The sequence below is a fragment of the Alloyangia pacifica genome (assembly GCF_003111685.1).
GTDB classification, from domain to species: Bacteria; Pseudomonadota; Alphaproteobacteria; order Rhodobacterales; family Rhodobacteraceae; genus Salipiger; species Salipiger pacificus_A.
Genome location: NZ_CP022189.1, coordinates 2207937 through 2228942, shown reverse-complemented (window position 1 = coordinate 2228942; position 21006 = coordinate 2207937). Strand labels below are relative to the sequence as shown.

The following is a 21006-nucleotide window of genomic DNA, read 5'->3' as shown; positions in this document are numbered from 1 at the left end:
CGGGAACTGCAGCCAAAGAGCAGGGCGTCCGCTCTTCTGCGGATGCGCCGCAGTCACCCCGGCATATCTGGAAAGAGAAGACGCGCGCTGCCGCTGCGTCTTCTCTTCTGCAAGCACGTTTGCCGAAGCCCTGCCGTCGCGCGCGGCGTCGGGCAGATGCGAAACGCCCGCCGAAAGGGGCGGGCGTCTGCGGTCCCGAAGGACGAAGCGTGGGGGCCTGGCTCAGCCGCCCCAGATGTAGACCGAGGCGAAGAGGAAGAGCCACACGACGTCGACGAAGTGCCAATACCAGGCGGCGGCCTCGAAGCCGATGTGCTTGGTCGGGGTGAAGTCGCCCTTCATTAGCCTCAGCAGGCAGACGAAGAGGAAGATCGTGCCGATGATCACATGGGTGCCGTGGAAGCCCGTCGCCATGAAGAAGTTGGCGCCGTAGATGTTGCCCGAGAAGCCGAAGGCCGCGTGGGTGTACTCATAGGCCTGGAAGACGGTGAAGAGTACGCCGAGCGCGATGCCGATGATCAGGCCCCACTTCATGTCCTGGCGGTTGTTCTCATGCACCAGCGCGTGGTGCGCCCAGGTCACCGCGGCGCCAGAGCAGAGCAGGATCAGCGTGTTGATCAGCGGCAGGTGCCAAGGATCAAAGGTCTCGATCCCCGCGGGCGGCCAGACGCCGTCGACGGCCGGCGAGTTGGGACCCATCGGGTAGAGCGCGTGTTTGAAGAACGACCAGAACCAGGCGAAGAAGAACATCACCTCGGACATGATGAAGAGGATGAAGCCGTACTTCAGGCCGATCTGCACCACCGGGGTATGGTCGCCCACCCGGCTTTCCGCGATCACGTCCGACCACCAGCCGAACATGGTGTAGAGCACGCCGACGAAGCCCGCGAGGAAAATCCACGGCCCGTGGTCGTGCATCCACAGCACCGCGCCGAAGAGCATGACGAAGGCAGAGGCCGAGCCGATCAGCGGCCAGGCTGATGGAGGCAGGATGTGGTAGTCGTGGTTCTTTGCATGCGCCATCTCGATTCCCTCGTTGGTCAGGCGGTCAGTTCACGGAACTGGTGTCCGCTTCCTCTTTGGCGAGAGCGGCCTGCGTCTCCTCTGGCAGGTCGATCTCGTAGAATGTGTAGCTGAGCGTGATGTGCTTGGCGAACTTCGCGTCGGGATCGTTGACGATCTCCGGGTCGACGTAGAAGCTCACCGGCATTTCCACCCGCTCGCCGGGCATGAGCACCTGCTCGGTGAAGCAGAAGCACTCGATCTTGCTGAAATAGGCGCCCGCGTCATAGGGGGCCACGTTGTAGGCGGCCTGTCCGGCAATCGGGCGGTCGGTGGGGTTGTAGGCCTCGTAGAAGGCCAGCCCGTCCTCGCCGATGCGCAGCGTCATCTCGGTCTGCAGCGGCTTGAACTCCCAGGGGAAGCCGCGATCCTTGGAGGCATCGAAGCGGATCTTGATGGTCTGGTCGAGGATCTGCGAGGATTCCCCGGTGGCCACGTTGGTGGTGCCGCCATACCCGGTGACCCGGCAGAACCAGTTGTAAAAGGGCACCGCTGCCCAGGCCATGGCGCCCATGAAGACCACCACGCCGATCAGCGACCAGAGGGTTTTTGTGGTCCCCTTAGTTGCCATTCTGGACCTCTTCCTGCTGCGGGGCGTTGGCGGCGCCGAAGTCCCCCGAGCCGATCTTCACCATGGTCAGCCCAAAGACGATCGCGATGAAGGCAGCCAGGGTCAGCCCGACGCCGATATTGCGCCCGCGGCGGCGCTGGTGCAGCTCGTGTTCGTGCGCAATGCCCATCAGAAAGCCCCCAGAAGATCGATGCCGAAACGGGCCAGCCCCGCCTCGACCAGGATCGCGCCGAAATGCGCGAAGAGGTAGAGCAGCGAGAGTTTGAAGAAGCTCTTTTCGGTTTTGAAGTTGTCCGCCTCGGACATGGTCTCGTCGCGGCGGAAGATGTCCCAGGCACCCTTGAGGAAGAGTACGTTCAGCACCAGCGCCACCGCAAGGTAGATCGGTCCGCCCACCGAGGTGAAGCCGGTGCCGATGGCCAGCGCGGCCAGCAAGATGGTGTAGACGAGGATATGCATGCGGGTCGAGCGGCGGCCATGGGTCACGGTCAGCATCGGCACCTTCGCGTCGTCGTAATCGGAGCGCATGAACAGCGCCAGCGCCCAGAAGTGCGGCGGGGTCCACATGAAGGTCAGGCAGAACATCAGCACGGCCTCGACGCTGACCGACCCGGTCGCGGCGGCCCAGCCGATCATCGGAGGGAAGGCGCCCGCGGCGCCGCCAATGACGATGTTCTGCGGCGTCGAGCGCTTCAGCCACATGGTGTAGATCACCACGTAGAAGAAGATGGTGAAAGCCAGCAGCCCCCCCGCGAGCACGTTGGTGGCGAGCGCCAGGAAGACGCAGGAGAAGCCCGAGAGCGCGAGCCCGATGGCCAGTGCCTCGCCGGCCTGCACGCGGCCCGAGGGGATCGGACGCTTGGCGGTGCGCTTCATCACCGCGTCGATGTCGGCGTCCCACCACATGTTCAGCGCGCCCGAGGCGCCGCCACCCACGGCGATGAAGAGGATCGCGCAGAAGCCGATGAAGGGGTGAACCGGAACCGGAGCGGCCAACAGGCCGACGAAGGCGGTGAAGACCACCAGCGTCATGACGCGCGGCTTGAGCAGGGCGAAATAATCGCCGAACTGCGCGTCGTACTCGGACACGCGGGCTGCCTGGGCTGCGGGATTGGTGGTGAGGTCGCTCATCTGGGTCTCGATTCAGGTCTTGGAAACGCGCCCTCCTCCTCGGGGCGCGCCTCCGTGGTGTAAAGAGTTACGACGCGGCGAGGAACTGGCGCACGTCGACGTAGCCGCCCTCGTCCTGCGAGGCGGCGAGCCAGGCGTCGTAGACCTCCTGGCTGACCACCTTGACGGTGATCGGCATGTAGGCGTGGCTGATGCCGCAAAGTTCCGAGCACTGGCCGAAGAACACGCCTTCGCGCTCGGGCTTGAACCACAGCTCGGCGATGCGGCCCGGAACGGCGTCCTGCTTCACGCCGAAGGCGGGGATGGTCCAGGAGTGGATCACGTCGGCCCCGGTCACCTGCATGACCACGGTCTTGCCCACGGGCACGACCACGGCGCTGTCGGTGGCGAGCAGGAACTCGCTGTCGCTGTAGCCGGCTTCCTGCAGCTGGGCAGAGACCTCGGGGTTCATGCGGTTGTCGCCGCCGGTGGCCGGCGCACCGATCATGTAGCCTTCGTAGCCGAGGTCGGTGCCAACGTATTCATAGCCCCAGTACCACTGGTAGCCGGTGACCTTGATGACCACGTCGCCCTCGGGGATTTCCTGCTGCTTGAACAGCACCGGCAGCGAGAAGGCCCCGATCACCACGAGAATCACGATCGGACCAAGGGTCCAGGCGATCTCCAGCGGCGAATTGTGCGTGAAGCTTTTGGGGTTCGGGTTCGATTTCCTGTTGAAGCGCACCGCGGCGAAGGCCAGCAGCGCGATGACCAGGATGCAGATCGCGGTGATGATGACCAGCAGCATCCCGTCGAGCCAATGAAGATCGCGCGCCAGCTCGGTCGCGGCGGGCTGGAAGCCCACGCCGCCGGCCTGCGGGTGGCCGACCAGCTCCAGCGAGTCCTGCGCCATGGCGGGCGCGGCCTGCACAGCGGCGAGGGCTGCGGCGAGGGTGCCGGTGGCGCGGCCCGTCAGCATCGATAGTTTACGCATGTATCACCTGATCCGGTTGTCATTCTTCTCTGCGGACAGGAGGATTCACCCCCGAGCCGCCGCCCGAAGAGCCTCCTCCCTGTTGTTGTGGACTTTAAAAAGCACATTGCGCCCATCAAATAAAGATGAACGCTTGCGGCAAAAGCGCACTTTTTTGATCCAGATCAAATCTAAAAGGATGATCCCATGAGCGAAAGCCCCTTCCGGCCCTTTGAAACGGCCCTCGATCTGGACCGCACACTGGGGCAGCTGCGTAATGCTGTCGCGGGGGCGGATGACGGCGAATTGTTCCTCGAACGCCGCCGCGGCGAGGCTTTGGTGCTCGACGACGGGCGAATCAGGACCGCCAGCTACGACGCCTCCGAGGGATTCGGCCTGCGCGCGGTGCGTGGCGAGGTGGCGGGCTACGCCCATTCCACCGAGATCTCAGAACAGGCGATCACCCGCGCCGTCGAGACCGCCCGTCTTGCGGTCGGCGATGGCGGCGGCGTCCTCGCCCCGCCGCCCGCGGGCACCAACCGCAAACTCTACACTGACGCAGATCCGATTGCGGGGCACAGCTTCTCGGTCAAGCTCGAGACGCTGCGCGAGATCGACGCCTTTGCCCGCGACCTCGATCCGCGGGTGGTGCAGGTGACGGCCACCATCGCCGCGTCGTGCCAAGAGGTCGCGATCCTGCGGCCCGAGGGCGGGCTGGTCTCGGACGTGCGGCCGATGACGCGCGTCACCGTGTCCGTCATCGTCGAGGAGAACGGCCGGCGCGAGCAGGGGGCGGCCTCGGGCGGCGGGCGCTACCTGCTGGACGGGCTGCTGGAGCCGTCGGCCTGGCAGGCGCAGGCGCGCGAGGCGCTGCGCGTGGCGCTCGTCAACCTGCGGGCCGAGGATGCGCCCGCCGGGGTCATGGACATCGTGCTCGGGCCGGGCTGGCCGGGCATCCTTCTGCACGAGGCAGTGGGCCACGGGCTCGAGGGCGACTTCAACCGCAAGGGCAGCTCGGCTTTCGCCGGCCTGATGGGCCAGCGCGTTGCGGCACCGGGCGTTACGGTGGTCGACGACGGCACTCTGCCGGATCGCCGCGGCTCGATCTCGGTGGACGACGAGGGCACGCCCTCGGCGCGCAACGTGCTGATCGAGGACGGCATCCTCGTGGGCTACATGCAGGACCGGCAGAACGCCCGGCTGATGGGGGTCGCGGCCACCGGCAACGGTCGCCGCGAGAGCTATGCCCATGCGCCCATGCCGCGGATGACCAACACGATCATGGAGGGCGGTGCCGCCGACCCGCAGGACATCGTGGCGGACCTCAAGGACGGCATCTGGGCGGTGGGCTTCGGCGGCGGCCAGGTGGACATCACCAACGGCAAGTTCGTCTTCTCCTGCACCGAGGCCTACCGGGTGAAGAACGGCAAGGTCGGCGCCCCGGTGAAGGGCGCGACGCTGATCGGCGACGGGGCGACCGCGCTGCAGCACGTGCGGGCGCTGGGGAATGACATGGCGCTCGACCCGGGTATGGGCAATTGCGGCAAGCAGGGGCAATGGGTGCCGGTGGGCGTGGGCCAGCCGACCGTGATGATCGGCGGGCTGACCGTGGGCGGCGCCGGCAGCTGAGGCCCGGCGCCGCGCAGCGGGCGCGGGGCTGGGTTCGGGGCGAGGGGCGCTGCCCCTCGCGCTCCCCGGAACGCTTGGCCCAGGACGACAGGGCGGACGCCGTGCAGCGCGGCGCTTCATGCTTGCTTAACCAGTCATCGGGTAGAGAGGATCTCGCAAGAGGCGGGATCAGGATGACCGGGCCCAGACAGACTTCCAACCACCCCCCACTCCCACCCACCACGGAAGCCGACCGGCTGGACTGGCTCCGTCTCTTGCGCTCGCGCCGAGTGGGGCCATCGACCTTCTGGCGGCTGCTGTCGGAACATGGAACGGCCGCGGCGGGGCTGGCGGCGCTGCCTGCTGTGGCGGCCGAGGCCGGTGTCGAGGACTACAGGACCTGTCCCGCGGGCGTGGTCCTGGCCGAACTCGAGGCCGGCACGCGTGCCGGGGCCCGATTGGTGTTTCGTGGCGGGCCGGACTACCCGCCCGCGCTTGCCGAGCTGGAGGATGCGCCGCCGCTGCTTTGGGTGATCGGGCAGGGACCGCTGCTGCGCCGCCCCACCGTCGCGCTGGTGGGCGCACGCAATGCCTCGTCGCTCGGGGCCCGCACGGCGCGGCTGCTGGCGCGCGGGCTTGCCGAGGCTGGCTGGCTGGTGGTGTCGGGTCTGGCGCGCGGCATCGACGCCGAGGCGCACCGCGCGGCGCTGGAGGGTGCCGGCGGCGGCACGGCGGCGGTCATGGCTGGCGGCGTCGACGTCATTTACCCCAAGGACAACGCGATGCTTGCCGCCGAGATTCGGGCGCGCGGTGTGCTGCTGTCCGAGCAGCCCATGGGCGTGCAGCCGCAGGCCCGGCATTTCCCGACACGCAACCGCATCGTCTCGGGCATGGCTCGGGGTGTCGTGGTGATCGAGGCGGCGGTGAAGTCTGGCTCGCTGATCACCGCGCGCTGCGCGCTCGACCAGGGGCGCGAGGTCCTGGCGGTGCCGGGCCATCCGCTCGACGGGCGGGCCGGGGGCTGCAACCTGCTCTTGCGGGACGGCGCCCAGCTGGTGCGCCATGCCGAAGACGTGATCGAAGCGCTGGCCCGGCCGGAGCCGCCCGACCTCGTGGAGGTGATCGAGGAGATTCCTGCGCCGCCGCCCGAGCGCCGCAGCCGGGCCGAGACGCTGGCACTGCATCAGCGCATCCTCGACCGGCTCGGACCAGTGCCGGTGCCCGAGGATCAGGTGATCCGCGACCTTGGCGGCGCGGTCGGGCAGATCGCCCCGGCGCTCACCGATCTGGAGCTCGAGGGCCGGCTTGAACGCCGTCCCGGCGGGCTGCTCAGCCGCCCTTCCTGATCCCGGGTTCCGCGCCAGATCGCGGCAATCTTCCTTTGTTGCAAGGGGCCCGCGAGCGTCCCACATTGACATTTCCCCCTTGCGTCCCACATGTTGCGCCGCCATAGCGGCAGGCAAGCCGTTTTGAGCACAGCGTTGCAATGAGGTCTCATTAATGCCCGTCGTCGTCGTCGAATCCCCGGCCAAGGCCAAGACAATCAACAAGTATCTGGGATCCGACTACACGGTGCTCGCCTCCTACGGTCACGTGCGCGACCTGCCGGCCAAGGATGGATCGGTCGACACGGAGCACGACTTCGACATGACCTGGGAGATCGGCAGCGACTCGCGCAAGCACGTCGCCGCCATCGCCGAAGCGCTGAAAAACGACAACGCGCTCATTCTCGCGACCGACCCCGATCGCGAGGGCGAGGCAATCTCATGGCACCTGAAGGAGGCGCTGACCAAGCGCCGCTCGATCAAGAAGGACACGGCCGTGAGCCGGGTGACCTTCAACGCGATCACAAAGGCCGCCGTCACCGAGGCGATGCAGAACCCGCGCGAGATCGACGCGCCACTGGTCGAGGCCTATCTCGCCCGCCGGGCACTCGACTACCTCGTCGGCTTCAACCTCTCGCCGGTGCTCTGGCGCAAGCTGCCGGGCGCGCGCTCGGCGGGCCGGGTGCAATCGGTCTGCCTGCGGCTCATCGTCGAGCGCGAGATGGAGATCGAGGCGTTCAACCCGCGCGAATACTGGCAGGTCAAGGCGCTGCTCTCGACGCCGCGCGGGCAGGAATTCGAGGCCCGGCTAACCACGCTCGCCGGCAAGAAGCTCGACCGCTACGATCTCGAGAACGCCACCCAGGCCGAGATGGCGGTTCAGGCCGTGGCCAAGCGCGCGCTGAAGATCCTCTCGGTCGAGGCGCGGCCCAGCACGCGCAACCCCTCGGCGCCCTTCATGACCTCGACCCTGCAGCAGGAGGCGAGCCGCAAGTTCGGCATGGGTGCGCGCGCCTGCATGAACGCGGCGCAGCGGCTCTACGAGGCGGGGCACATCACCTACATGCGGACCGACGGCATCGACATGGCCCCCGAGGCGGTCACCGCCTGCCGCGAAGCCATCGCCGACCGCTTCGGCAAGGACTACGTGCCGGGCAGCCCGCGCATCTACAAGAACAAGGCCAAGAACGCGCAGGAAGCGCACGAGTGCATCCGCCCGACCGACATGACGAAGGACGCGGGCGATCTGAAGCTGCGCGAGGACGACCAGCGCAAGCTCTACGACCTGATCTGGAAGCGCACGCTCGCCTGCCAGATGGAGGCCGCGAAGCTCGAGCGCACCACGGTCGAGATCGGCTCGGACGACCAGCAGGTCGGCCTGCGCGCCACCGGCCAGGTCATCGTCTTCGACGGCTTCCTGAAGATCTACGAAGAGGGCCGCGATGATGTCGCGGATGACGACGACAATCGCCTCCCGCAGATCATGCAGGGCGAGAATGCTGCTTTTGCCAAGTCGGGCCTCAAGGCGCAGCACGAGAAGGCGGCCGAACGCGCCACCGCCGCCTCCGGCGTGTCGTCGATCCTGTCGGACAACAGTGCCGTGCTGGGCACTCAGAGCTTTACCCAGCCGCCGCCGCGCTACACCGAGGCGACGCTGGTCAAGCGGATGGAGGAGCTCGGCATCGGGCGGCCGTCGACCTATGCGTCGGTGATCACCACCATCCAGGACCGCGAATACGTCAAGAAAGAGCAGAACCGCCTGATCCCCGAGGACAAGGGCCGGATCGTCACGATCTTCCTGCTCAACTTCTTCCGCAAGTACGTGGGCTACGAGTTCACCGCCGAGCTCGAGAACGAGCTCGACGAGGTCTCGGCGGGCGAGATGGACTGGAAGGCACTGCTGGGCAAGTTCTGGCGCGACTTCTCGGCGGCGATTTCCGAGACCTCCGAGCTGCGGATCTCCGAGGTGCTGGACGTGCTCGACGATGCGCTGGCGCCGCAGCTCTACCCGCCGCGCGAGGACGGCTCCGACCCGCGCGTCTGCCCCAAGTGCGGCACCGGCCAGCTGCACCTCAAGACCTCGCGCACCGGCGGCTTCGTCGGCTGCGGCAACTACCCCGAATGCACCTACACCCGCCCGATCGCGGGCGAGGGGGCCGAGGGCGACGAGCGGCTGCTTGGCGAGGATCAGGGTGACGAGATCTGGCTCAAGGCCGGGCGCTTCGGCCCCTACGTGCAGCGCGGCGAGCCGACCCCCGAGAACAAGAAGCCGCCGCGGGCCTCGCTGCCGCGCGGCTGGTCCAAGGACGAGATGACGTTGGAGAAGGCGCTTGTGCTGCTCTCGCTGCCGCGCGAAGTGGGCGAGCACCCCGAGGGCGGCACGGTGTCGAGCAACTTCGGGCGCTTCGGCCCCTACATCATGCACCAGCTGCCCGACGACGCGAAGCCGACCTACGTCAACCTCAAGGACCCGGCGGATGTCTTCGAGATCGGCATGAACCGCGCGGTCGAGATGCTGGCCGAGAAGCGCGCCAACCCCGGCGGGCGCGGCCGTGCGGCGGCCAAGGCGCTGAAAGAGCTGGGCGATCACCCGGACGGCGGCAAGATTGCCATCTTCGACGGGCGCTACGGGCCTTACGTGAAATGGGAAAAGGTGAACGCCACCCTGCCCAAGGATACGGACCCCGAGAGCGTCACCATGGAACAGGCGCTCGAGTGGATCGCCGAGAAGGCCGCGAAGTCCGGAAAGAAGAAAGCCGCCCCGAAAAAGGCTGCGGCGAAGAAGACGACCACCAAGAAGACCACGGCGAAAAAGACAACCGCGAAGAAGACGCCGGCGAAGAAGACTGCGGCGAAAGCGGGCGACGACTGAGCGCGCCCAGATTACGCACGGCGGATCGGCCCGCGCCCCCGTTGGCGCGGGCCGTTGCACGTCCGGCGTTGCGCCCCTGCGCCCCGGACGGGGACATTTCCGCCTAGAAGAAAAGGGCTTGCCCTTGCGCGCCAATCTTGGGAATGCTGCATCGCGGCGCCAGTTTGCTGCGCATGCGAAAGTGACTTGGCGCGAACCCCGCGAACGGCGGGGGAGGCTTCGTTGACTCTGCGGGTCCCGCGGGTGACAAGTCTCGCAGACTCTTTCTTTCGGGAGGACGGAATGAAGAAAGTTTACGGCTCCGCCGCAGAGGCGCTGGACGGGCTGCTCTTCGACGGGATGACCATCGCGGCGGGCGGCTTTGGCCTTTGCGGCATCCCCGAGCTGCTGATCGACGCCATGGTCGAGAGCGGCGTCAAGGATCTGACGATCGCGTCGAACAACTGCGGCGTCGACGGCTTCGGCCTTGGCAAGCTGCTCGACACCAAGCAGATCAAGAAGATGATGAGCTCCTACGTGGGCGAGAACGCCGAGTTCATGCGCCAGTACCTGTCGGGCGAGCTCGAGCTCGAGTTCAACCCGCAGGGCACGCTCGCCGAGCGTATGCGCGCCGCCGGCGCGGGCATCCCGGGCTTCTACACCAAGACCGGTGTCGGCACCGTGGTGGCCGAGGGCAAGGAGACCAAGGTCTTCGGCGGCGAGGAATACGTGCTCGAAGAGGGCATTTTTGCCGACCTTTCCATCGTCAAGGCATGGAAGGCCGATACCACCGGCAACTGCGTGTTCCGCAAGACGGCGCGCAACTTCAACCCGCCGGCGGCCATGTGCGGCAAGGTCTGCGTCATGGAGGTCGAGGAGATCGTGCAGCCGGGCGAGCTTGACCCGGATCACATTCACCTGCCGGGCATCTTCGTGCATCGCATCATCCAGGGCGAGCATGAGAAGCGGATCGAACAGCGCACCGTGCGCAAGCGGGAGGACGTGTAATGCCCTGGGATCGTAACCAGATGGCCGCGCGTGCGGCCGAGGAACTCGAAGACGGCATGTATGTGAACCTCGGGATCGGCATCCCGACGCTTGTCGCCAACTACGTGGGCGACAAGGAGATCACGCTGCAGTCCGAGAACGGCATGCTGGGGATGGGCCCCTTCCCCTATGAGGGCGAAGAGGATCCGGACCTCATCAACGCCGGCAAGCAGACCATCACCGAGCTGCCCAAGACCTCTTATTTCGACAGCTCCATGTCCTTTGCGATGATCCGCGGCGGCAAGATCGCGGCGGCCATCCTCGGCGCCATGGAGGTGGCCGAGAACGGTGACCTGGCAAATTGGATGATTCCGGGCAAGCTGGTCAAGGGCATGGGCGGCGCCATGGATCTGGTGGCGGGCGTCGGCCGCGTCATCGTCGTCATGGACCACACCAACAAGCACGGCGAGAGCAAGCTGCTCAAGGAATGCACCCTGCCGCTGACCGGCAAGGGCGTGGTTGACCGGATCATCACCAACCTGGGCGTGCTGGACGTGGTCGAGGGCGGTCTGAAGATCGTCGAAACTGCCGAGGGCGTCACCGAGGACGAGCTGCGCGCGGCAACCGAGGCGACCATCGTCGACTGAGGCGCGGTCCCAGTGCCTGATCCGAACGCGGCCCCCCGGGGCCGCGTTTTTCTTTGGCGTCCTCTGCGGATCCGGGCGCGGCACAGAAAAAGGGCGGGCTCTGATGAGCCCGCCCCACGCATTGCGCCGGATACATGGGAGGAGAGGAAAGGCGCAACAGCGGCTCGCCCCGGGGAGGCCGGGGCGAAATCCGTCTTATTTCGCTGCGGCCGTGGTGGTCTTCTTGGCAGCTGCCGTCATGTCGTCGGTGGCCTTCTTGACCGCCGCGGAGGCATCCTCGGAGAAGTCCTTGCCAGCGGCCATCATCAGCTCGACGGTGTCCATCTGCACTTTCTTCGCGATCTCTGCGAAGGCGGCCATGTTCTCGGCAGCGACCTCGGCCTGCGCCGATGCGAAATCGGTCATTGCCTTGGCATAGTCGGCCGGCTCTTTCTTGACCTTGGACATGTCGGAGAGTTTCGCCAGCGTTTCTTTGGTCCACTTGGCGGAGATCTCGGTGGACTTTCCGGCCGCTTCGAGCGCAACCGCCGAGAGTTTCTCGTTCAGCGTTGCAGAAGTCTTGAAGGCTTCGTCCATGGCCTTGGTGTCCACGGGGAACGCGCCCATCATGTCCTTCATCATGGCGGTGAAGTCTTGAGTCTTAGCCATCCTTAAATTCCCGTATTCAGCCTGGCGGGCCCACCCCGCGCTTTGTCTATCGGCTACACACAATATGAATGCTGCAGTGCAGCATTTCAAGGTTTTTTGCCGCAGCGCAGCAAGAATCGTGCAACGTCCTGAATTGACGCAAGGTTATGCGGCCTTTACCCGCACGTATTCGCCGGGGGCGGGGCAGAGCGCGGGATGCGCCGAATCGCCAGGGGCGCGGGCAGGGACCAGTTTGCCCGAGCGTTTGCGCAGCCAGGCCTCCCAGACCGGCCACCACGATTGCTTTTCGTGGAAGGCCGCGCCGGCCTGCCAATCCTCGGCCGAGAGCTTGAGGTCGGGGTTCAGGTAATGGCCGTACTTGTTCTTGCTCGGCGGGTTCACGATGCCGGCGATATGGCCCGATTCCGACAGCACGAAGGTCTTCGACCGCGAGCCCATCTTCTGCACGCCGCGATAGCAGTCCTTCCAGGCGGCGATGTGGTCGCCCTCGGCGGCGATCGACATCAGGGGGACGTCCACGTCGGTGATGTCGAGCCTGTGCCCGAGGATCTCGAAGTCGCCGCGAGAGAAGAGGTTCTGCTGGCAGAGCCCGCGCAGGTACTGGACCGTCATCTTGCCCGGCAGGTTCGCGCCGTCGCCGTTCCAGTAGAGCAGGTCGAACGCTGGGGGCGTCTCGCCCATCATGTAGCTGCGGATCGCCGGCGTGTAGATCAGGTCCGTCGAGCGCAGGAACGAGAAGGTGCGCGACATGATGAAGCTCTTCAGTATGCCGCTGGCGTTGATCTCGGCCTCGATCCCATCGACAAAATCGTCTTGCAGGAAGGGGGTGAACTCGCCCTGATCGGAAAAATCGGTGAGCGTGGTAAAGAAGGTCGCCGATTTCACCGAGCTGTCGCCCCGCTGCTTGAGCAGCGAAAGGGTGAGCGCGAGCGTCGTGCCGGCGATGCAGTAACCCACCGCATTCACCTGCGCGACACCGCAGATATCGCGGACCTGCTGGATCGCGGTCAAGAACCCGTCCTCGATGTATTCCTCGAGGCCGACGTCGCTGTAGCTCTCGTCGGCATTGACCCAGCTCACCACGAAGAGCGTGTATCCTTGGTCAACGATATACCTGATCAGGCTGTTCTGCGGCTTGAGATCGAGGATGTAGTACTTGTTGATCCACGGTGGGAAGAGCACGATCGGGGTCTCGCGCACCTTCTCGGTGGTGGGCTTGTACTGGATCAGCTCCATCATGCGGTTGCGGTAGACCACCTCGCCCTCGGCGGTGGCGATGTTCTCGCCGAGCTTGAAGGCGTTCTCGTCGGCGAGACGCACCACCAACTCGCCGTTGTTGGCCTCGAGGTCGGCGACGAGGTTCTCCATCCCCTTCACCAGGCTGTCGCCCTCGGTCTCGAGCGCCTTTTGCAGCGCATCGGGGTTGGTGGCGAAGAAGTTGGTCGGCGCCATCATGTCGACGATCTGCCGGGCGAAGTAGCGCAGGCGCTTCTTTTCCTTGGGATCGAGATCGTCGATCTCGTCGACCGACCGGTGGATCGCATCGGCGGAGATCAGGTACTGCTGCTTGATGAAGTTGAAATAGGGGTGATTGTCCCAGAGCGGGTTCGCGAACCGCTTGTCTCGGGGGCCGGTATCCTCGGGCGGCGTCAGTTGGCCACCGGCCAGGGCCGCCTGCGCCTCGAGGTAATGGCTGAGCGCCTTGCCCCAGTAGGACACCTGCTGCTCGTAGACCTTGGCCGGATTTTGCATCCACTCCATCCAGTAGGCCTGCGCGGCCTTGCCGTAGAGCAACGGATCCGGGCCATTTAACGCGGGATTGATCGGCTTACGTCGCGAAATTGCTTCCATCAGGCGTTGAGAAAGGGCTTCGATCTTCTCAATGTTTGCTTCGAGTCTTGCGCGGTCAGACGTGACGTCCGTGCCCGGAGTAGTTGTCATAAGGTCGAATCCCCTCTACTTTCGGCATGTTGCAGAATAACGGCGGCAGAGCGGGGGGCAAAGCGGCGAATTGGTCCGGGGACCGGATCGGCGGTGATTGCGTGACGGGAGGTGCGCAGGGCCGGACGCTGTGAGCGACCGCATCTCAGGAGACACGCATCATGCGTCAAATGGCGACCTACGATCTGATGGAAACCTTCCGGAACACCAACCAGTGGCTCGGGGCCACCGCGCGGACCATGGCTTCCTATCCGGCCTTCGCGGCAATCCCCAATCCGATGATCGGCTTGATGGCCGCCTGGGGCGAGGTGACCGAGCGCACCTTCGAGCGCATGGTGGTCAAGCCCGACTGGGGCATCCGCACGGTGACCTGCAACGATGGCCGCGACCACGTCGTCGAACCGACCACCGTGGTCGAAAAGGCGTTTGGCGACCTGGTGCATTTCGAAGTGGTCGGCCGTCCGACCAAGGAGCGCAAGGTGCTGCTGGTCGCGCCCATGTCCGGCCACTATGCGACGCTGCTGCGCTCCACGGCCGTCTCGCTGCTGCCCGATTGCGAGCTCTACGTCACCGACTGGAAAAACGCCCGCGACATCCCGGTCTCCGAGGGCAAGTTCGATATCGAGGACTACACCCTCTACCTGATGGACTTCATGCGCGCGCTTGGGCCGGACACCAACGTGATCGCGGTCTGCCAGCCGGCGCCGCTGACGCTGGCGGCCACCGCCTATCTCGCCGAACTCGAGCCCGCCGCGCAGCCGCGCACGATGACGCTGATCGGCGGGCCGATCGACCCCAATGCCACGCCCACCGACGTCACCGATTTTGGCCACCGCGTGACCATGGGGCAGCTCGAAGAGACGATGATTCAACGCGTCGGCTACAAGTACGCCGGCGTCGGAAGGGCGGTCTACCCGGGGCTGCTGCAGCTCGCCTCCTTCATGTCGATGAACGCCGAGCGTCACTCCAAGGCGTTCTCCGAGCAGATCCTCCGCGTCACCCGTGGAGAGGCCTCGGATTACGACGCGCACAACCGCTTCTACGACGAGTATCTCGCGGTGATGGACATGACCGCCGAGTTCTACCTCTCGACCGTCGAGCGGATCTTCAAGAACGGTGAGATTGCCTCGAACAATTTTATCGTGGACGGGCACAAGGTCGACATCGGCAAGATCACTGACGTGGCGGTGATGACCGTCGAGGGCGCCAACGATGACATCTCGGCCCCGGGCCAATGTGTCGCCGCGCTCGACCTCTGCACCGGCCTGCCGGACAGCAAGAAGGGCCGTCACCTCGAGCCGGGAGCGGGCCATTACGGCATCTTTGCCGGGCGCAGCTGGCGCAGCAACATCCGGCCGCTGGTACTCGACTTCATCGACCGCAACTCGAACGCGCCCCGCAAGGCAGCCAACAGCAACGCCGCCTGAGCCCTGGGGGAAGGGTGGGGCTGCCCCCCTCCGGCCTGACGGCCGGGTTTCCCGACGGCGGCGTTTGCAAAGAGAGTAAGCACGGCGGGCCGAGAGGCACCGCCGCGTCTTATTGGTCAGAGGCCTTCGTAGGCGCAGAGCGCGTGGACCTTGACGCCGAGCGCTTCGAGCCGCTTGCGGCCGCCGAGATCGGGCAGGTCGACGATGAAGGCGGCGCCGACCACGGTGCCGCCAAGCCGCTCGACGAGCGCCACCGCCGCCTCGGCGGTGCCGCCCGTGGCGATGAGATCATCCACCAGCAGCACCTGCTCGCCGGGCGCGATGGCGTGCTCCGAGAGCTCCACCACCGCCTCGCCGTATTCCAGCGCGTAGCTCTGCGCGATCACCGGCGGCGGCAGCTTGCCCTCTTTGCGCAGCGCCGCGAAGCCCGCTGAAAGCTGGTGCGCCACCGCGCCGCCGAGCAGGAAGCCGCGCGCCTCGGGTCCGATCACCTTGTCGATCTTCTGGCCGGTGAAGGGCAGGGTGAGCTGGTCCACCGCCAGACGGAACCCCTGCGGGTCGGCGCAGAGCGGCGTCACGTCGCGGAACAGGATCCCTGCATGCGGGTAGTCGGGGATCGTGCGGATGTAATCGGGAATGGACTTGGGAGGCTTCATCGGAAGGATCCTGTGACAGATGCCGCGCGCGGCAGGGTCAGGCGGCGCGGCGCAGCGTGGCGGTGAGGGCGCCCATGGCGATCAGCGCCGCGCCTCCGGCGCGGGTGAGCCAGGCGAGCACCGAGGGGCGGCCGATCAGCCGGCGCAGCCGGTCGGCGGCCAGCGCATAGGCCAGCACGTTGAGCGCCGCAAGGGTGACGAAGGTGGCCACCAGCAACGCGAACTGCGGCAGGAGCGGCGCCGAGGCGTTGACGAACTGCGGCACGAAAGCGATGAAGAAAGCGATGCTCTTGGGGTTGAGCGCGGTCACCGCCGCGGCATGACCGAAGACCCCGCGGGCGCTCACCGCGTCGCGGGGCACCGCCAGCCCGGCACCGGGGGCCGAGCGCAGCAGTTTCACCCCCATCCAGACCAGGTAGAGAGCGCCGATCCACTTCAACACGGTAAAGGCGGTGGCCGAGGCCAGCACCAGCGCACCAAGCCCGGCGAGCGACAGGCTCATGGCCGTGAAATCGCCGAGCGCAACGCCCGCCGCCGAGGCCAGCGCCACCGAGCGGCCCTTGGAGAGCGCGTAGGACAGCACCAGCAGCACCGTCGGGCCCGGGATCAGCAACAGCGCGACAGAGGCGGCGACGAAGGTCAGCCAGAGATCGAGGGGCATGGCGGTGTCCTGTCCTGTTCAGCGGGCAGTCTGGCGCGGCGGCGCGCGCGGGGCAATGGCGGAATGAGCGCCTTCAGAGCAGCCGGCCGGCCACGGCATCCAGCCTTGCCAGCACCTCGGGATCGCGCGCAGCGGGGGCGGTGATGAGTGCATGTTCGAGCGCCCGGTCGCAGCCATGCGTGCAGGGCGCGCGGCTCGCCCCGAGCAGCGCCGGCAGGCGCGAGACCAGCGCGCGGGCCTTCTCGGCATTGCCCTGCAGCACCTGCAGAATGTCCGAGACCTCGACCGCGCCGTGATCCTCGTGCCAGCAGTCGTAGTCGGTGACCATGGCGACCGAGGCGTAGCAGAGCTCGGCCTCGCGGGCGAGCTTGGCCTCTGGCATGTTGGTCATGCCGATGACGTCGGCGCCCCAGCTCTCGCGGTAAAGGCGCGATTCAGCGAGCGTCGAGAACTGCGGGCCTTCCATGGCGAGATAGGTGCCGCCGTCATGCACCGTGATCCCCGCATCGCGCGCCGCGGCGCGCGCATGGGCGCCGAGCCGCGGACAGGTGGGACGGGCGAGCGAGACATGCGCGACACAGCCGGTGCCGAAAAAGCTCTTCTCGCGCGCGAAGGTGCGGTCGATGAACTGGTCGACGACGACGAAATCGCCCGGTGCCATCTCCTCGCGGAACGAGCCGCAGGCCGAGACCGACACAACGTCGGTCACTCCCAGCCGCTTCAGCGCGTCGATATTGGCACGGTAGGGCACGCTCGAGGGCGACAGCCGGTGGTCGCGGCCATGGCGCGGCAGGAAGGCCATCTTGACCCCCGCCAGCCTGCCGGTGAGGATCTGGTCCGAGGGCGCCCCCCAGGGCGTGTCCACCGTCACCCAGGCGCGGTCCTCCAGCGTATCGAGGTCATAGACCCCGGATCCGCCGATCACCCCGATCATCGTCTTTGCCATGCGCGGTCTCCTTTTGCGCGCAGCCTGCCCCGCGGCGTCGGCGAAGGAAAGGGGCGGGATCTGCGGCCCCGCGGCGCCTCCGGATGCCGGATCTGCACCATTCGTGGCGGATCTGCCGAAATTCGGCACCTCCGGGTAGCGCTCGCAGCCTCTGTGCCTTATGGGCAGGGGCGCGCGCAAACAGACCGATTGGAACAGCTCCCCATGGCCAAAGCCCTCCTGGCGCGATACGCCAGCCGTATTCAGAAACCCGACCTGAGCCTCTCGCCGACGGCGCGGCTCACTCCCGCACAGATCCGCACCGACATCCTGTCGGGCCTGACCGTGGCGTTGGCCCTGGTGCCCGAGGCCGTGGCCTTTGCCTTCGTGGCGGGGGTGCATCCGCTGGTCGGGCTCTATGCCGCCTTCCTCGTGGGGTTGATCACCGCGCTGATCGGCGGACGGCCGGGGATGATCTCGGGCGCCACCGGCGCGCTCGCCGTGGTCATGGTGGCGCTGGTCGCAGACCATGGCGTCGAATACCTCTTCGCCACGGTGGTGCTGATGGGCCTGCTGCAGATCTTCGCAGGTGTCATGCACTGGGGCAAGTTCATCCGGCTGGTGCCGCACCCGGTGATGCTGGGCTTCGTCAACGGGCTGGCGATCGTGATCTTCATGGCGCAGCTCACGCAGTTCAAGGTGCCGGGTACCGCAGTGCCGGGGGTGACGCCCGGTGAGTGGCTCGCGGGTCCGCAGCTTGCGATGATGCTGGGGCTGGTGGTGCTGACCATGGCGATCATCTGGCTGCTGCCGAAGGTGACCAAGGTTATCCCGGCGCCGCTGGCGGGCATCGCGGTGACCGCCGCCATCGTCATCGCCTTCGGGCTCGACGTGCCGCGGGTCGGCGACATGGCCTCGATCGAGGGCAGCTTCCCGCCGTTCCACCTGCCAATGGTGCCGCTCAACCTCGAGACGTTGCAGATCATCCTGCCCTATGCGGTGATCCTCGCCGCCATCGGCCTGATCGAAAGCCTGCTGACCCTCAACCTCGTCGGCGAGATGACCGGCCAGCGCGGCGGCGCCAGCCAGGAGTGCATCGCCCAGGGGACCGCCAACGTGGTCACCGGCTTCTTCGGCGGCATGGGCGGCTGCGCGATGATCGGCCAGTCGATGATCAACGTGAAGTCGGGCGGGCGCACCCGCATCGCCGGCATCGTCGCGGCGCTCTTCCTGCTGTCCTTCATCCTCTTCGCCTCGCAGCTGATCGAACTCATCCCGCTCGCGGCGCTGGTCGGGGTGATGTTCATGGTGGTGATCGGCACCTTCGCCTGGAACAGCCTGCGTATCCTCGCCAAGGTGCCGCTGACGGACGCCTTCGTCATCGTGCTGGTGACCGTGGTGACGGTCTTCGAGGATCTCGCGGTGGCGGTGGTCGTCGGTGTGATCGTCTCGGCACTGGCCTATGCCTGGAACAACGCGCGCCGCATCCACGCCAAGAGCTACACGACGCCCGAGGGCGCCAAGGTCTACCAGATCCAGGGTCCGCTGTTCTTTGGCTCGTCCGACGGCTTCGCCGAGCTCTTCGACATCGAGGGCGACCCCAAGGCGGTGATTGTCGATTTCGCCGACAGCCGGGTGGTCGACCAATCTGCGCTGCAGGCGATCGAGGCGGTGGCCGGCAAGTACGAGGCCGCGGGCAAGCGCCTTCAGTTGCGCCACCTGTCGCGCGACTGCCACCGGCTGCTGACCAAGGCCGGGCACCTGGTGATCGACAGCGACGACGACCCCGATTACGCGCTGGCCGCGGATTACCACGTACGCACGGGCATTCTCGGCGGGCATTGAGCCGCATCCGACAGAAATGAAGAAAGGCGCCGCGAGAAATCGCGGCGCCTTTCTTCTTTGAAGGAGGGGTCTCCGCTCCCGAGGCGCGGAGGTTCAGCCCTCGAGGCTGGCGCGGATGGCGCGGATGTTCTCGCCGTAGGGTGCCGGGTTCTCGACCGAGCCGCCGCGGAAGACGGCGGATCCCGCCACCAGCACGTCTGCCCCTGCCTCGACCACCAGCGGCGCGGTCGAGGGATCGACGCCGCCGTCGATCTCGATGTGGATCTCGCGATCGCCGATCATCTCGCGCAGCTTCTTCACCTGCGCCACCTGGCTGTGGATGAACTTCTGCCCGCCGAAGCCGGGGTTCACGGTCATCAGGCAGACGAGGTCGCACATGTCGAGAAGCGGTGCCGCCGCTTCGACCGGGGTGCCGGGGTTCAGAGCGAGCCCGGCCTTGGCACCCGAGGCGCGGATCGCCTGCAGGGTGCGATGGGTGTGGGCGCCGGCCTCGAGGTGCGCCGTGATGATATCGGCGCCTGCCTCGGCGAAGGCCTCGATGTAGGGATCGACCGGCGCGATCATCAGGTGCACGTCCATGACGGTCGAGATGTGCGGGCGGATCGCCTTCACCAGCGGCGGACCGAAGGTCAGGTTCGGCACGAAGTGGCCATCCATCACGTCGACGTGGATCCAGTCCGCCCCCTGCGCCTCGACGGCGCGGATCTCGGCGCCGAAATTGGCGAAATCGGCGGAGAGGATCGAGGGGGCGATCTTCACGTTGCGGTCGAAGGTCTCGGGCAGGGGCATGGCGGCAGCATCTCCAGTTAAGATGCGCCGCGCCTTATCAGTATCCCGCGCCCCGGTCCACAAGATGCAGCAGCGGCTCGCCCGCGACGCCGCGCCGCAGGTTCTCGGCAATCACCCGCGAGGCCGAGTCGGCCCGGGTTTCGGCGGCGATATGGGGAGTGACCGTCACCTTGGGATGCGCCCAGAACGGATGGTCCTGCGGCAGCGGCTCGACCCGGAAAACGTCGAGCGTGGCATGGCCGACCTGTCCGCCGTCGAGCGCCGCCAGCAGCGCGTCGTCGTCGATCAGCGGGCCGCGACCGGGGTTGATGATCGCTGCACCCGGCGCCAGCAGGGCGAACTGCTCGGCGCCAAGCGTGTTCTCGGTCTGCGGGGTGAAGGGCAGCAGCAGCACGACGATCTCGGCGCCGGCGAGCGCTTCGGCCAGCCCCTCGGCGCCCGACAGGCAGCGGATACCCTCGATCTCCCGGGGGGTGCGGCTCCAGCCGGTCACCGGGAAGCCGATCTGCGCAAGTTGCCGGGCGCAGGCACTGCCCAGCATGCCGAGGCCGAGCACGGTGACCGGGCGCTCGCGCGCCAGCGGCGGCGCCTTGTTCAGCCAGACATGCCCGGGATTCACGATATGCGCATCCATACCGAGGTGATGGCGCAGCGCGTGGCCGATGACATATTCGACCATGCCCTGGGTGAGCCCCTCGTCGTCCACCATGCGCGTGAGCGGCACAGTAAGCTTGTCGTTGCCCACGATCTTCTCGACCCCTGCCCAGAGGCTCAGCACCGCCTTGAGCTTGGGAAAACCGGTGAAGTCGGTCAGGCCCGAGCTCGGAGCATAGACGATGTACTCGACCTCGCCCGCAGGGATGTCGCGGGAGAGGCGGTAGTCGATCCCGGTGGCGTCCAGCGCCTCGGTAAGCGGCGCGCGGTATTCGTCCCAGCTGTCCTGCGGGGCGGCGAAGAGGATCGTCGTGGTCATGAAAGTC

Annotated in this window: 19 protein-coding genes; 7 read left to right on the top strand and 12 right to left on the bottom strand. The window is 66.6% G+C overall.

Annotated features, from left to right (window positions below; all coding sequences use genetic code 11):
* Positions 1-222: 222 nt before the first annotated feature.
* The 5 genes from CEW88_RS10730 to coxB form a co-directional block, all read right to left on the bottom strand.
* Positions 223-1023 (bottom strand): cytochrome c oxidase subunit 3, encoded by an 801-nt coding sequence (locus tag CEW88_RS10730; RefSeq protein WP_108966661.1) that lies wholly within the window; start codon positions 1021-1023, stop codon positions 223-225.
* 25 nt (positions 1024-1048) lie between these two features.
* The gene (locus CEW88_RS10725) at positions 1049-1633 is read right to left on the bottom strand and encodes a cytochrome c oxidase assembly protein (RefSeq protein WP_108966659.1); all 585 of its coding nucleotides are present in this window, start codon (positions 1631-1633) and stop codon (positions 1049-1051) included.
* Positions 1623-1802, bottom strand: a complete 180-nt coding sequence (locus CEW88_RS10720) for a hypothetical protein (protein ID WP_108966657.1) — start codon at positions 1800-1802, stop codon at positions 1623-1625. The genes CEW88_RS10725 and CEW88_RS10720 overlap by 11 nt, the downstream gene beginning before the upstream one ends.
* Positions 1802-2764 carry a heme o synthase gene (gene cyoE, locus CEW88_RS10715; RefSeq protein ID WP_108966655.1) on the bottom strand — a complete coding sequence of 321 codons (963 nt, stop codon included), beginning with the start codon at positions 2762-2764 and terminating at the stop codon, positions 1802-1804. The genes CEW88_RS10720 and cyoE overlap by 1 nt, the downstream gene beginning before the upstream one ends.
* A gap of 67 nt (positions 2765-2831) precedes the next feature.
* On the bottom strand, positions 2832-3737 hold the full coding sequence (gene coxB, locus CEW88_RS10710) for a cytochrome c oxidase subunit II (RefSeq protein WP_108966653.1): 906 nt from the start codon (positions 3735-3737) through the stop codon (positions 2832-2834).
* Positions 3738-3923: 186 nt separating this feature from the next.
* On the opposite strand from coxB, the gene tldD reads away from it, so the two are divergent.
* From tldD to CEW88_RS10685, 5 genes are all read left to right on the top strand, one after another.
* Positions 3924-5345, top strand: coding sequence for a metalloprotease TldD (gene tldD, locus CEW88_RS10705; protein WP_108966651.1), 1422 nt, complete (start codon positions 3924-3926; stop codon positions 5343-5345).
* A gap of 173 nt (positions 5346-5518) precedes the next feature.
* Positions 5519-6670, top strand: coding sequence for a DNA-processing protein DprA (gene dprA / locus CEW88_RS10700; RefSeq protein ID WP_108966650.1), 1152 nt, complete (start codon positions 5519-5521; stop codon positions 6668-6670).
* A 154-nt stretch (positions 6671-6824) separates the two neighbouring features.
* A complete protein-coding gene (gene topA / locus CEW88_RS10695; RefSeq protein WP_108966648.1) occupies positions 6825-9521 on the top strand; it encodes a type I DNA topoisomerase in 2697 nt (898 codons plus the stop codon).
* Between the two features lie 282 nt (positions 9522-9803).
* Positions 9804-10508: a CoA transferase subunit A gene (locus CEW88_RS10690; RefSeq protein ID WP_108966646.1), complete on the top strand. Its 705-nt coding sequence runs from the start codon at positions 9804-9806 to the stop codon at positions 10506-10508.
* Entirely contained in the window at positions 10508-11134 is a 627-nt protein-coding gene (locus CEW88_RS10685; RefSeq protein WP_108966645.1) for a CoA transferase subunit B, read from the top strand. Before CEW88_RS10690 ends, CEW88_RS10685 begins: the two co-directional genes overlap by 1 nt.
* Positions 11135-11329: 195 nt before the next feature.
* On the opposite strand, the gene CEW88_RS10680 is transcribed toward CEW88_RS10685, so the two are convergent.
* Positions 11330-11782 (bottom strand): phasin, PhaP, encoded by a 453-nt coding sequence (locus CEW88_RS10680; protein WP_108966643.1) that lies wholly within the window; start codon positions 11780-11782, stop codon positions 11330-11332.
* A 144-nt stretch (positions 11783-11926) separates the two neighbouring features.
* The gene (locus CEW88_RS10675) at positions 11927-13723 is read right to left on the bottom strand and encodes a PHA/PHB synthase family protein (protein WP_108966641.1); all 1797 of its coding nucleotides are present in this window, start codon (positions 13721-13723) and stop codon (positions 11927-11929) included.
* 161 nt (positions 13724-13884) lie between these two features.
* On the opposite strand from CEW88_RS10675, the gene phaZ reads away from it, so the two are divergent.
* Positions 13885-15150: a polyhydroxyalkanoate depolymerase gene (gene phaZ, locus CEW88_RS10670; RefSeq protein WP_108966639.1), complete on the top strand. Its 1266-nt coding sequence runs from the start codon at positions 13885-13887 to the stop codon at positions 15148-15150.
* 116 nt (positions 15151-15266) lie between these two features.
* Here the strand turns inward: phaZ and CEW88_RS10665 are convergent, their stop codons facing one another.
* The 3 genes from CEW88_RS10665 to CEW88_RS10655 all read right to left on the bottom strand — a co-directional run bounded on the left by CEW88_RS10665 (position 15267) and on the right by CEW88_RS10655 (position 17413).
* The gene (locus CEW88_RS10665; RefSeq protein WP_108966637.1) at positions 15267-15806 is read right to left on the bottom strand and encodes an adenine phosphoribosyltransferase; all 540 of its coding nucleotides are present in this window, start codon (positions 15804-15806) and stop codon (positions 15267-15269) included.
* A 37-nt stretch (positions 15807-15843) separates the two neighbouring features.
* Positions 15844-16467 (bottom strand): LysE family translocator, encoded by a 624-nt coding sequence (locus CEW88_RS10660; protein WP_108966635.1) that lies wholly within the window; start codon positions 16465-16467, stop codon positions 15844-15846.
* A gap of 73 nt (positions 16468-16540) precedes the next feature.
* Positions 16541-17413 (bottom strand): S-methyl-5'-thioadenosine phosphorylase, encoded by an 873-nt coding sequence (locus CEW88_RS10655; protein WP_108966633.1) that lies wholly within the window; start codon positions 17411-17413, stop codon positions 16541-16543.
* Positions 17414-17617: 204 nt separating this feature from the next.
* Between CEW88_RS10655 and CEW88_RS10650 the strand changes: the two genes are divergently transcribed.
* The gene (locus tag CEW88_RS10650) at positions 17618-19237 is read left to right on the top strand and encodes a SulP family inorganic anion transporter (RefSeq protein WP_108966631.1); all 1620 of its coding nucleotides are present in this window, start codon (positions 17618-17620) and stop codon (positions 19235-19237) included.
* A gap of 93 nt (positions 19238-19330) precedes the next feature.
* Here the strand turns inward: CEW88_RS10650 and rpe are convergent, their stop codons facing one another.
* Entirely contained in the window at positions 19331-20026 is a 696-nt protein-coding gene (rpe, locus tag CEW88_RS10645; protein WP_108966630.1) for a ribulose-phosphate 3-epimerase, read from the bottom strand.
* Between the two features lie 37 nt (positions 20027-20063).
* Positions 20064-20999, bottom strand: coding sequence for a 2-hydroxyacid dehydrogenase (locus CEW88_RS10640; RefSeq protein ID WP_108966628.1), 936 nt, complete (start codon positions 20997-20999; stop codon positions 20064-20066).
* Positions 21000-21006 lie beyond the last annotated feature (7 nt).